At 51.0% G+C, this 13,972-nt stretch carries 6 protein-coding genes and 1 pseudogene; 3 read left to right on the top strand and 4 right to left on the bottom strand.

The window, feature by feature from the left end:
• The first annotated feature begins 101 nt into the window (after window positions 1-101).
• Both AC0YOA_RS08595 and AC0YOA_RS08590 read left to right on the top strand, forming a co-directional pair.
• Complete coding sequence (locus AC0YOA_RS08595) at window positions 102-2,252, top strand: helix-turn-helix domain-containing protein (RefSeq protein ID WP_475786251.1); 2,151 nt, start codon at window positions 102-104, stop codon at window positions 2,250-2,252.
• A 4-nt stretch (window positions 2,253-2,256) separates the two neighbouring features.
• Window positions 2,257-3,897 (top strand): extracellular solute-binding protein, encoded by a 1,641-nt coding sequence (locus tag AC0YOA_RS08590; protein WP_475786250.1) that lies wholly within the window; start codon window positions 2,257-2,259, stop codon window positions 3,895-3,897.
• Window positions 3,898-3,937: 40 nt separating this feature from the next.
• Here AC0YOA_RS08590 and AC0YOA_RS08585 read toward each other — a convergent pair.
• Window positions 3,938-4,219, bottom strand: a pseudogene (locus tag AC0YOA_RS08585) (transposase family protein); the annotation flags it as partial.
• Window positions 4,220-4,392: 173 nt separating this feature from the next.
• Here AC0YOA_RS08585 and AC0YOA_RS08580 point away from each other — a divergent pair.
• Complete coding sequence (locus tag AC0YOA_RS08580; RefSeq protein ID WP_475786249.1) at window positions 4,393-11,574, top strand: S-layer homology domain-containing protein; 7,182 nt, start codon at window positions 4,393-4,395, stop codon at window positions 11,572-11,574.
• Window positions 11,575-11,723: 149 nt separating this feature from the next.
• On the opposite strand, the gene AC0YOA_RS08575 is transcribed toward AC0YOA_RS08580, so the two are convergent.
• The 3 genes from AC0YOA_RS08575 to fba form a co-directional block, all read right to left on the bottom strand.
• Window positions 11,724-12,095, bottom strand: coding sequence for a transposase (locus tag AC0YOA_RS08575; RefSeq protein WP_475786639.1), 372 nt, complete (start codon window positions 12,093-12,095; stop codon window positions 11,724-11,726).
• 115 nt (window positions 12,096-12,210) lie between these two features.
• Window positions 12,211-13,038, bottom strand: a complete 828-nt coding sequence (gene iolB, locus AC0YOA_RS08570; protein ID WP_475786248.1) for a 5-deoxy-glucuronate isomerase — start codon at window positions 13,036-13,038, stop codon at window positions 12,211-12,213.
• 41 nt (window positions 13,039-13,079) lie between these two features.
• Window positions 13,080-13,949: a class II fructose-1,6-bisphosphate aldolase gene (gene fba / locus AC0YOA_RS08565; RefSeq protein ID WP_475786247.1), complete on the bottom strand. Its 870-nt coding sequence runs from the start codon at window positions 13,947-13,949 to the stop codon at window positions 13,080-13,082.
• Window positions 13,950-13,972 lie beyond the last annotated feature (23 nt).

The raw sequence follows: 13,972 nt of genomic DNA, 5'->3' as shown, positions 1-13,972 counted from the left end.
AGGAGCTCATGCTTAAACGAACCGGAATCTCCCTTTTTATAAAAGTATTTATGTGCTTTCTGGCAGTTATCCTCATCTTCTCTTTATGTTATGGACTAGCAATGTCTTTCTTCAAAAAAACGATCAAATCCGATATCCTTCAAACCAATCAGACTAACCTGGCACATATCTCCGATCGTTTTCATACGCACCTCAGCCGTCTCAAAACGCTGCTCTTCGAAATGAATGAAAACCCGCAGTTAATCGGATTTAATCACCAGCTGCTGATGGAAGCTGAGAATCAGGTTGATTATTTGAAGGCCGCGCTTGTCATCGAAAGTTTCAAGAATGAGGTTTTCAAGGAGCAGAACTACCTGGAGAGCCTACTGGTCCATTTCCGCTCTACTCCCTTTGCCTTCTCGCATATGGGAAGCAGCAGCGCGAGTCTTATGTTTGGACAATTGTATGTGAGCCGTATGTATACCTCCGAATTCTGGCATAAACAATTTGAAACCCAAGCAAATTTTAATATTCTTCCTGTTGACCCGTTTATGATTGATCACCAAGAGAAACCTCTTCTATCCCTTACCTTTCGCAAGCCAGACAGCAATTACCAGCTGATCGCCTTACTGGATATGGACAAGGCTTATGCCTCATTTGCCGGAGAGGCTGCACTGACTGAATTTATTATGCTGGACGCTGATGGATCTGAGCTGTACCGGACAGGGAGCTTGTCCCATGTTCCGCTGCCGGTGGCTGATGCCAAAGAAGATTATGTGCTCCACGATGGAAATTATTATTTTCTGAGCCGGAATACAGACGGAATGACTTATATTTCCGTCGTTCCTAATGCCGACGTAACGCAGCAGATCAGCCGTCTGAATGTTACTTTGCTGCTCATTCTGGCCGTATCGTTATCCCTGGCGCTTGCAAGTGCTTATTTATTCAGCAAACGAATCCAGTCTCCAGTGAAGCGTCTTCTGACTGCGGTTCTTAACAGCAAACCTTCACTTGGCAGCAGTCACTTAAAGGAATTTAGTCTGATTCACTCCAAAATCAACGATTTACTAAGCGAAAAACAGGAAATCGCCGAGCTGTTTCAAAAGCAGAATTCCATTCTGACCAGTTATACCTATATGAGTCAATTGAAAAGCATCAACACGGACATTAGCGGATTTGAGGATTTCCTCTCTGAAACGGACCAAAGCTGCATAGTCGTGCTTTATACACTGCGCTATCGCAAAATCCCGAATCCGGAAACCAACAGCCTTGATGACAGTCCACTCGCGCGGCAGATTCTGGAGCGTATTCATCTTCAGGTGTCTGATCGCTATCCCGGCTCGAACACCTTTCAGATTGAGATCAATCAGATCGTATCTGTTTTCCCGGAGGCCGAACGCGAGACGCTCAAGGAATTCATGAAGGAGCTTAAATTGCTGCTGATCAGAGATTTGCATAATTGCGCCGTTACAATCGCTATTAGCACAAGATTCGTGCAGCCCTCTGAATTTTATCAAGCCTATCAGGAGGCGCAGCAAATGAGTCGGCAGGTCAGCTTGTCCGCTGAAACGCAGATTATATCGGAAGTGCACGAGCATTCCCCGGTCGCGCTAAGCCAGAAGCAAGAGCAATCCCTCGTTGCCAGCCTGCAGGCTGGCAACGAGGAAGGTGCTGTCCAGATTGTGGAGCAGCTGCTGGAGCAATTGAGCGGCAATCAATCCAGACTCAACCATTACGAGGAACTGGCTGTGATTATCAGCTCCAAGCTTATGACAGTCATGGCCTCTCTTTCACTCGGAACAGAGGCCTGTAATCAGCTTGTACTACATAGCGAAAGACTTAAGACATCCTTCACAGCCGAAGAATACAAAGATAACTGCCATGCCCTGCTGTCCTTTGCCTTCTCTATGATTCAAGCCAAAAAGGAGGAGCAGGATCCGGTAGCCGCGCTTGTCATGGACATTCTTCAAACCCGTTATGCTCAAGATCTATCCTTAAGCTACCTGGCCGATCTTCTCAACATGTCAAGCACGTATCTATCCGTTTATATCAAAGATAAGACAGGCGCCAATTTCAGTGATCACTTAAATGGGATTCGTGTCCGCAAAGCACAGGAGCTCTTAATCAGCACCGAAATGAACATCATGGATATCAGCAAGCAGGTTGGCTACTCCAATTTCACTTCCTTCAATCGTATGTTCAAGAAACAGACAGGAATGGCTCCCACCGAGTACCGGAAGCAGCAAATCATGCAAATTCATAAGATTGGGTGATGAAATGAGAGAAACAATTCTGCGTCAATTCCCGTCCCGGAGATGGCTGTCTGTTTCACTCGCCGCAATTGCGTTCCTCACCTTGCTGGTTGGCTGCGAGGAGAAGATCGCAGCGCCTGAAGAAGACGCTGTTCAAGAAGACGCGCCGTTAAACAACAGCGGCATGCCTATTGTGAAGCAGCCTCTTTCTCTCCACTTCTTTACGGGAACCGGACTCTCTAACCCCTATGAAGATACGCTGGTATGGCAAGCCTATGCAAAGATGACCAATATTCAAGTCCAATTTGACCTTGTGCCCTACGACGCTCTTGCGGCCAAGCGAAATCTCGCATTGTCTGATGGAACGTATCCTGACGCCTTCTATGCTTCCCAGCTGCAGCCCATGGAATTGGATCAGTATGGCAGGCAGGGGTTGCTGATTCCACTCGATGACCTTATCGGGCGCTATGCACCTAATTTCAACAAGCTGATGCTCCAGTATCCCGAAATCCGAAAAGGACTTACGATGTCCGATGGACACATCTATTCCCTGCCCTCGTTCTATGATCCACAACTGCTCTCCGTCTTGGTTGGTGTTCCTTTGTGGGTAAACCAGGAGTGGCTGAGCGCGCTTGGTCTGCAGGAGCCTGCCACCGTCGATGAGTTTTATTCGTACTTGAAGGCAGTAAAGAATACCGATCTCAACCACAACGGCATGCTGGATGAAATCCCTTATGCCGATAATGGAATCAGCGATCTGATCAACCAGCTGAAGGGTGCGTGGGGTCTGGGAAATCGAGGACTTGGCCATCCTTTCGTGGATGTCGATACGAATACAAATACACTTCGTTTTACACGGCTTCAACCTTCCTTTAAGGAACTGCTGGTATTTCTTAACAAGCTGTACAAGGAAGGTCTGCTGGATAAGGAAATCTTCACCCTCGATTACAAGGCATTATTAGCTAGAGGAGCAGCTGGAGAGCTCGGTTCTACCATCGTTCCAAGCCCAGAGACGTTAATGAACCAAAAGTCATTTATCGGGCTTGGAGCGCTCAAGGGTCCTCACGGGGATCAGCTCTATTCGCAAATCAAGGCACCGCTGGCCCATTTAGGGGCATTTGCGATCACGGACAAAAATCCAAATCCAGCTGCAACGTTGCGGTGGATCGATTATTTCTACGGCGAAGAAGGCGCAACCTTCTTCTTTATGGGCAAGGAGGGCATTACTTACGAGAAGGAGGCTGATGGGGAATTAAGGTATATAGAAACCATCTTCAAACAGTCACCTGGCTTGACCCATGAAGAAACGCTCTCCAAATATGTCACCTGGCTGGGCGGAAGCTATCCCGGTGTGGTTAGAGCAAACTATTTTAAAGGGTCTGAGACGCTGCCTCCTTCCATGGAAGCTGCGATGAAGGCCGAGCCTTACGCCGTGAAGGAAATTTGGTATAACTTCAACTATATCCCGGAAGAACAAGAGATTATGTCCTCCATCGGCCAGGATATTCAGGATTATATCGTAAAAATGGAAGAGAAGTTTATTAACGGGACCCTCCCCTTCACTTATTGGGACCAGTATGTGAGTGACATTAAGCACAAAGGCCTAGCCGCATACATGAAGGTATATAATGACGCGTATGAACGTTATAAGAAGCTGAGCACCTAAGCGAAACTTTTTAAAATTAATAATTCTATTTTGGCTCAACCTCAAAATCAAAAACAAACCCAACCTCGCAGCTTGTGCAAGACATCCGAATGGACGGCACATGCAGATAAGTTTTCTTCTTAAATACCGAAAGGTACCGGACGGTCCGCATGTAATTGCTTCCTTTCCGGATGACATTTTGATCGGATTGACAACACGGGCAGCATTGTTTGTCGCTGAGCGGTAAGGCTTCGATGTGAAGTATATCGGTATCCATGGACAGGATTTGGTGTATCCCTAGCTCTGGCAAATCGAGCATTTCATTGATATACGGAGTCTGCATCTGTCTATTCCTTTTTGTTGTTCGGTAGGACCTACAACCACTGATTTCGGTTTTGATCCAAAATTATTTTACACTTTTTTACTAAAAATTAACGGACGGTTCACGGCTTTTATTATATTGTTTTAATTGTATTTAATCATCCGGATTAATCCAATTTCTAAGGAGGAACAAACATGCTTCCCATTTTGAAAAAACATTCGTGGACAATGCGGGGCAACCAGCTTTTCAGTCTGTTCCTTGTCCTCGCGCTGCTCCTCGGCGCACTGCCTTTGACCGCGAGGCCCGCAGCTGCGGCGGGTGTAGAAAACGAGTCCTCTCAAAAAGACGGCCAAACTGTATTTACCACATCGAGCAGCAGTAGCAATGGGGTGGCTGAACCTGCCACAAGCCACGGCGTTTATCAAATCTCTTCTATTGATGACTTGCTTTGGGCGGGGGGGAATCCCGACAAGAATTATGTGCTGACAAATGACATTGATCTTTCCGGGCAAACCGACTGGATACCCATCGGCACAGCAGACGCCCCGTTTTCGGGAAGCTTCAACGGCGCGGGCCATACCCTCACCCTCAATATCAACCAGACAAGACCTCAAAACGGTATTTACCTTGTGGGTCTGTTCGGTTATGTGTCGGGTACCGTTGTGAATCTGACTGTCGGTGGTACGATCAACGCCACCATTTACAGCGGTTATGTCGGCAGCGTTGCCGCGAATATTGCAGGGGGCAGAATTATCAACTGCACGAGCAACGTGGACATCACCGTGCAAGGCGCGACAGGAATCGTTCATGCAGGTGGGATCGCGGGTTCTATCCTTAACAAAGGCAACCCTGGCGGTACCATCGCAAACTGCACGAATAACGGAACAATCAACGTAACATCGCCCACGAAAGCTGCCAATCCTGGTGGGGATCTGGGCACCGGCACAAATGGTTCTGTCGGCGGCATATTGGGCTTTGTTACAACCTTTGCAAAAGGCGTTGTCGCAACTTCCGTGAATAACGGCGATATAACGGTGACGAACGGCAGTAATAACGTCGGCGGAATCGTGGGCATGACTTCTTCCAGCAACGCTGCAACCAACGCCGATATCACCTACAGCGCCAACAAGGGAAATGTGACCATTTACAACATTGCGGGCGAACGTGCGGCCGGTATCATCGGCTATATTAAAAGTGGGCGTATCGATTATAGCTACAATACCGGCAATGTCATTGCATATGCCGATGGCGGAAGCACCGTGAAGAACGGTGGTAACGGATACTACTTTGGTATTCTTGGCTATGCCAACACAAGCAATCTGGAGATTATATACGCTTACAACGCTTCTCCCAATCCGCTGGCAGCTGAAATCGGCTACGCTAAAAACGCTTCGAACCTGACTTTTCAAAACTTTTATATGGCAGGCAGATCAGAATATGGTTCCTCGGATCCGGCTGGTACGCCTGGCACCACGTTCAACTCTGCTGCCGATCTGTTGACAAAAATCACTGTCACAGAGGACGGTGCCAATGCGTACACCTCCAACCCCGAGGGAGGATATCCACTTCTGTATTTTGAGAAGGCACGCACTCTTGCAGACCAGGATTACGATGGCATCATAGAAAAAGAATCGATAGGCAATGATCTCAACACGATTTATTACTTCGTTCAAACAAACGGATCGGTCGATACGCAGGGGCTGACTGTGAATGCCGCCCTTACAAAAGATTCCACCACCATCGAAAATGCCGAGCTTGCCGCGCTTCCTTCCGGCGGCAGCGTGAGAGTCGGCGATATCACATATGTTGCCGCTGACGGCTCCACGCTTTATAGCGTTGCTATGAACAGCATCCCCGACAATTTATGGACTGAAGCGACCATTACGGCCCAAAAAGACGGTCAGACCGTTTTCACCAAGACGATAACCAACAGCAACGCGCCGACGATGCCCGGAGGCCTGCCCAATTATCCGGACGGTACCCTTAGCAAAACTTATAACAGCGGCCCCGGATTGGCCAACGATCAGTATTCCGTAACAAATGAAGACTCAGAAATGGTTGTAGTCAGTGAGACAAGTGCGGAAACCTTTAATGCATACGTTCAGAGTCTTCTTTCAAACGGCTTTGAACCGATCGCCCATACGGAGACCGACGGCAACATCTATGATTCACTGAAACAAGGAAGCCAATATTTCTATTTATATTACACAGCCCATTCTCATCAGGCCCGCATTATCCAGGATAATTCCACCAATACACTTTTATCCGATTTGGATTCTGCAACTATAGGGAGCGGCAGCACCGAATTCTATCTATACAGCATTGATTATGCCAATGGCATAGGCCCGGTAGATCCATCAAAACATTGTGATTGCGGTGCCCTGATGATCGTCAAATTGGCGGACAACAGCCTGTTTGTCATTGACGGCGGACATCAGAATCAGAGCAGCGAAGCTGCGCAGTACGGCCTCATGAAGTTCATGTACAAGATTACTGGACAGCCATACGGTTCAAAAATCAACATCAGAGCCTGGTTCTTCTCCCACGCGCACGGCGATCATGTATATATGGCGCACGCCTTCGTTGACGCCTATCATGACAATCTGAATGTGGAAAGCGTATTGTTCAATACACCGTCTTTCCAGACCATGAGAAGCGGCTATGACGCCGGTACATTTTTGATGAAGCAAAGCTTTATCACAAGCTTTCCCAACGCCAAGTATGTGAAGCTGCACACTGGTCAGCATTTTAGTCTCCAGGGGGTCGGGTTTGATGTGCTGCATACCCACGAGGATGCCGTGAACAGCAGCGGCGTCACCACCATTACTGATTTTAACGATACCAGCACGGTATTTAAGCTCACGATGGACGGCAAAACCTTTTTAATGCTGGGAGATGTCAATACCCTAGTTCAGAACGATATGCTGCAAATGTACAGCGCCGATACCCTGCGCAGCGACATCGTGCAGGTAGCTCATCACGGTTATAATAATCTTGCATCCTTGTACGATGTAGTCGATGCATCTCTGGCAATCGTCCCCAATTCCGAGGTAGGCGCGAAAGATAATAATCCGGTTGTATATAGCGGATACGCTAAACCCGGTGTGCCGGTGTTGTTTGCAGACCCGGATACCTACAAACTGATCGTGAAAGACGGCAATGTCGAATTCACAGCCATCCCCAGCTACCGCGAGGATATGGAGCTTTACAGTGTAACGAATGTTACCCTGAACATCGGCTCTGACCAGACACAGCGGAACGTGGTTTGGTACAGCGACGCCCCGACCGCAGGAAAGGTGCAGCTCGCGCTGAGATCCGAACTGACGGGCGGTGAATTCCCGACAGAGCATCAGGAGTTCGCTGCGGTGGCTTCCGACACCAATGTGACCGGGTTCAAGAGCAACAAAGCGACCATCACGGGCCTTGCCGCCAACACGGAGTATGTCTACCGCGTCGGCACTGACGACGGCTCGTCGCCGATTTACAGCTTTAAGACGCAGAGCTTTACCGGCGATTTCAGTTTCCTGTTCGCGGGTGATCCCCAGATCGGAAGCAGCGGCAACGTCGCAAACGACACGGCCGGCTGGACCAACACGCTCAACAAATCGGCCGCCGCTTTCCCGCAGTCCAGTTTCATAATCACCGCGGGCGATCAGGTGGAAACCGCGGATACCGAAACGCAGTATAATGGATTGCTTAGCCCCAATGTACTCAAATCCCTGGCGTTGGCCGTCGACGTCGGTAACCACGATGTAGCCAGCAACGCTTTCTCCCAGCACTTCAACATGCCGAATGTTTCCTCCCTGGGAGGGGTCTCCAGCGCCGGCAGCGGCAGTGGCGACTACTGGTATATCTACAATAACACCCTGTTCATGTCGATTAATTCCAACAATCTCAGTGCGGCAGAACATTCGCAGTTCCTGCAGGAGACGTTGGATGCGCACGGTCAGGATGTGAAATGGAAGGTGGTCACGTTCCACCATTCGATTTACAGTGTCGCAAACCATGCGCTGAACGACGATATTTTGCAGCGGCGTGAAGATATGGCCCCTGTTTTCTCGAAATTTGGAATTGACGTCGTATTCATGGGCCACGATCATGTGTATACACGCAGCTACATGATGAACGGCACAACCCCGGTCATCCCGGAAGGCGGCGTACCATCGAGCGTGACGAATCCGGAAGACGGACAGGTACTCTACATCACTGCAAACTCCTCGAGCGGCAGCAAGCATTACGCCATTCAGAATGCGAGTTTTCCATATGCCGCGGTGAAGAATCAGGAGAATACGGCTAATATTACGAAGGTCGACATCACCGGCACCTCTTTAACGGTGAGCACCTACCGCGTTTCCGATATGAGCGCAGTGGATACCTTCACAATCAACCGCGATACGCTCAAGTTCCAGGATGCGCCCACAGGCTTATCGGGCGTGGCTCCGACGACGAACGCGAATGCAGACGGCAAGATCACGGGCGTCTCGGTCGGAATGGAGTACAAGCTTTCGTCGGTTGACGTGTATACGCCTGTTACCGGCAGCGAGATCACAGAACTTATCCCCGGCACGTATCAGGTACGCTATGCCGCCAAAGAAGGCTACCATGAGAGTCAGCCGGTCGACGTGACGGTACCCGCTTATCTTGTAAAAATCGGAACGGCAAGCGAATTGACTGCATTCTCGGAAGGGTTCGGCACACCGGATTATCCGATTGACGGAAACTACGAATTATCGGCCGATATTGATATGGAGGGCGTGACTTTTTCGGCGATCGGCGGAGGCGGCTCACCAACGCCGTTCTTGGGCACATTTAATGGACAAGGCTATGTCATACGCAACCTGGAAATTACGAGCAGCGACAATAACACCGGGTTATTTGCCTACCTGGGCACAAGCGGAAGAATTGTAAATGCGGCTTTGGTGAATGCGGATATTAGCGGAGGCCATAATACCGGCGCCATTGCAGGAACTTCCACCGGCATGGTGGAGAACAGCTATGTGGATGGGAAAGTAAGCGGCGACAGCTATACGGGCGGGATTGTAGGCTTGCTCCATGCGGGCGTCTTGCAAAATTCCTCCGTAACCGCAGATGTGTACGGAACGAGAATCGGCGGCTTGATTGGGGGTACCGGTTGGAACAATTCCGGTTCGCCTCTTACAACGAAGGATACGACAACGGGCAGCGTCATTCGTAATAACTTTGTGGCGGGTTCGGTCACAGGACCGGACGGAGGCGAGTATTTCGGCGCTGTCGTCGGTGACATGGGCGGTTCGTCAGGCAGCCTGCTCCAAACCTTCCGTGGCAATACGGTCACGAATACGGTATATGGGGACGGCCTTGGCAAATTGGCTGGGTACTGGTCCAGCGACAGTTCAATCATTGACGCAGATCAAATCAACTACTATGACGGCGCCAAGCTAAGCACGAGCGGATTGCCTTCGGAAATCGTCTCTGTGTTTGCGGATAAGGCAGCCGCCGACTTCACGCAGCAAGAAACGTTTGAGGATCTGGGATGGGACTTTGAAATTCATTGGGAGTGGGATGCGGCGAACAATGTACCCGTACCCAGAATGATCGATATCGGCGAAGATGGAGATAACCTCGTAACGATTAATGCATCGGCAGGTTCGGGTGGAACCATCTCTCCTAGCGGATATATTTTGGTCGAGCGCGGACAAAGTCAGACGTTTACTTTCACGCCTAACGAAAATTTTGAAGTGGACACGGTAGAGATAGACGGCGTGGAGAACGCCGAAGCTGCCGAGGCGGGCGAGTATACGTTTGAAAATGTGGACGCCGAACACACGATCGACGTTACCTTCAAGATTTTCGATCGGATTGTCTCCGATCTGACGGTAGACGGAGGCGCCGTTACGGTAGACGGAGATGCGGTGGACAGTCCCGCGCAAGTCAAGGAAGGCGTACAAGTTACGGTAACGGCCGACATTCCGGACGGGCAGCGACTTGTCAAATGGACGGCGGACGGTCTCGCGAATGACAGCTATACCGAGAATCCGTTCATGTTCACAATGCCGGCGAACCCAGTTTCGCTGAGGGCCGAGTATGAAGACATGCCGGTATTTAACGTCGATTTGACCAATCTTACGGTGGACGGCGACACAGTAAGCGGATTTAGCGCCGACAAGACGAGCTATACGGTGAATGTGCCGTACAGCAAAACATCCGTGACAGTTTTGGCAACTGCGGCCGACGAGACCGTCGATGTTGCGATTGAAGGTGGCAACGATCTGGTCGTAGGAGACAATGTCGTAACGGTTACTGTGACGGCAGAGGATGGGGAGACGAAGAAGGTGTACTCGATTATCGTCAACCGCGCTGCCGAATCGGACGATGACGATGGCAACGGCAGTGGAAGCGGAGGCGGAGGATCGGCAACGCCATCTGGAATTACGTTGCCTGCCGGCGTCGGCGGCACGGCCCGGTTTGAGAATAACGCCGTTACGATCACGGTTCCCGCCGGGGCATCGGAGAAGCAATTAACGATTACGGTTCAGAGAGTGTTGAATACTTCGCAGCTCGTAACCGATGATGACGTGCTTCTTAGCCCGGTATATGAAATTTTGAAAAACTTCACGGAAAATTTTTCGAGCCCGGTCACGATTACCTTAACGTTCGATCCGGATTTGGTCGGCACGAACCAAACCGCCTCTATTTTCTACTACGATGAGGAAGAGATGGAGTGGGTGGAGATCGGAGGCGAAACGAGCGGCGAGCGGATTACGGCGGAAGTCGATCACTTTACGAAGTTCGCGGTATTCGCCGTAGATAAAAAAGTTGATGAAATTCCCGATAACGAGCCTGAAGCAACCGCGGAAGTGACGTTCAGCGACATTGCGGGCCACTGGGCGGAAGCAGGCATTAAGCAGGCGGCTGCGAATGGAATCATCAACGGCTATACCGACGGTACATTCAAGCCGAACGGCGAGGTTACACGCGCCGAGTTCGCGGTCATGATGGCTCGCATGCTGAATCTGCAAGGGGGCGGAGCCACCTTGGCGTTCACCGACACGGGTACAATCGGCGCATGGGCGAGACAAGGCATCGCACAGGCGGTGCAGGCCGGATTCGTGAAAGGCTATGAGGACGGCAGCTTCCGACCGAACGCGCAAATCAGCCGTACCGAGATGGCGATGATGATTGCGAATGCGCTTGGCATCGCCAATAACACTAATGCGGCAACCCCATTTGCCGATGACGCCGAGATTCCGGCATGGGCCAAAGCGGCAGTCGCGGCGGCTGTGGAGAACGGCCTCATTCAAGGCGTCGGAGACAACAAATTCGCGCCGGACAAGACGGCAACAAGAGCCGAGGCGACGCTCATCCTGATTAGAGCGCTCGCGTTCGCCAATAAGTAAAGTTTCTTCTGTTCACAATAATAGCCAAGCCCCCGTCACTAGAGCCGGGGGCTTGGCTATTTGTGGCGCGCCCGGCATGGGCGATAACTTGGCGGTGAAAGTCCTCTACAGGCTTGGCAGTAGGAACTGTTAGCCAAGGGTAAGACCCTCTATGTCAATATAGAATGTATGTTCGGATTGGTGACTAGACTATTCCTGTCGTCAAGTGGATCTTTCGCCCAAGGTTCCCATCTAGCAGAGCACCATGCGAGCTCATGAAGTGCATTTCGAAATGGCTTCACACAGGAAGTGCTTCTTCGAGCTTTGGAGTATTTACCGCTTTGAAATGCAACCGGTGAAGTGCCGGCTAGAGCCTGTACACTGGAACACGAGGAGTACAAAGAACGATTGTCACCCCATTCAGCTAAGGGCTGGGGAGCAAGCCTTTTGCCGGATCCACGCAGGTCTCTAAATATCTCGGCATCGTAATGCTTCTCGAATAAGCTGCTTATTCGTTTGTCGTAGTTAGCCAGCTCCTCCACTAGAACTAGCAACTGCTTTAAAGAAAGGAGCACCACATCGGATGCTCCTCCACAATTTCAATATGCAGCATTTATGATATACATGCGTCTTTGCAGCAGGCATTACCCGGGATTATCAGACTCCCGGCAGATTCGCCGGCTTCGGCATAAGCCAGGCGTGATTCGGATCATTATAGAACTTCCACGTGCGGACCGGTCCCGCCATCACGTTCAAATAATAGACCTCATAGCCGGGCGGCGCAGATACCGGATGATAACCCCTGGGCACGAGTACGGCTTCGCCGCTCGCAACGGAAAGCGTCTCGTTCAGCGACCCGTCATCCGTATACACCCGCTGTACCGCGAATCCCTGCTCCGGCTGGACTTGGTAATAGTAGGTCTCCTCCAGCAGGGATTCCTCCGGCAGAAAATTTCTGTCATGCTTATGCGGCGGGTAGCTGGACCAATGGCCGCCCGGGGTAAACACCTCAACGACCAGCAAGCTGTCCGCTGCCTCGGATTCCGGCAAAATGTTGTGAATGAGCCGCTCTGTGCTTCCTTGTCCACGAAGCTCGACCCCCACCTGCCCGGGAGCGATCAGACGCGCAGGCTGCGACCCTTTGCCCGGGGCCCAGCAGACAGCGATTCTCAGCTCGGTCAGCGCCGTTACGGCAAAGCTGTCTCCGGAAGGAACATATACGGAATAAGGCGGAATCTTCTCAAACACGCTCATGCGCTCGCCGATCTGCTTCCATTCCAATTTGTCCGTGGCAACATCCGCTTTGCCTCCGAGGACAACGATGCAGGCTTCCTGATTGCCGGTTGGGCGGCTAAGCCGTTCACCGCTGCCCAGCGCATATACTTCGAAGCCGACATGCTCCCAGCCTGCGGACTCCGGCGTAATCCGGAGCAGATTGCCTTCGGCATCCGGGATCTGACTTGGTTTTATGATAAGATCGCTCATCTGGACCACCTCTCCTAAGTATGACTCGAATCCGTCATCGGTTACGCGTTTGCTTTGCCGGATGAACCGAACTCGCGAATTTTGGCCTGCACGCTCCGCTTCACAGCTTCCCGTCCTGCCCCCAAATATTTGCGCGGGTCATATTCGGAATCATTTTCCGTCAAATAAGCGCGGATTGCGGCCGTGTTGGCCATTTGATTTTCCGTATTCACGTTGATTTTGGCTGTGCCCAGCTCAATCGCCCGCCGGATCTGGTCAGCCGGAATACCGCTGCCGCCATGCAGAACAAGCGGCAAGCCGGTCAATCGCCCGATTGTCTCCATCCTGTCGAATCCAAGCTTTGGCTCGCCGCGGTACGGACCGTGCACAGAGCCCAGCGCAGGAGCCAGACAATCGATGCCGGTTTCCTTTGCCAGCCGGACGCATTCCTCAGGCACCGCATACATCGCTTCCGCTTCGTTGACGACGAGATCGTCTTCCCGTCCGCCGATTCGGCCCAGCTCGGCCTCCACAGAGATATTGTAACGATGCGCTTCCTCAACAACCTTTTGCGTAATCCGGATATTCTCCTCGAGCCCGTGATGGGAAGCGTCGATCATAACAGACGTAAAGCCGGCGCGGATTGCTTCTGCGCAAAGCTCGTAGGACGTACCGTGATCAAGATGCAGGGCAACAGGCACCGTGATCCGATAGTAATCAACGAGCGACCGGACCATTCCGGCAATGCAGGACAGACCGCCCATATAGACGATATATCCCTCGCTCAAACCAAGAATAACCGGAGCTCGCTCCTCCTCGGCAGCCTGCAGAATCGCTTGTGTAAACTCCAGATTATTCAGATTAAACTGACCGACAGCGTATCGGCCCCTGACAGCTTCATTCAACATTTCCTTCATCGAAACCAGCGGCATTTCCCCATCCTCCTTTTTTTATA

Source organism: Paenibacillus sp. JT22N12, assembly GCF_056269365.1.
Note: the sequence above shows the minus strand (reverse complement) of the source record. Positions and strands in the feature narration are given on the sequence as shown.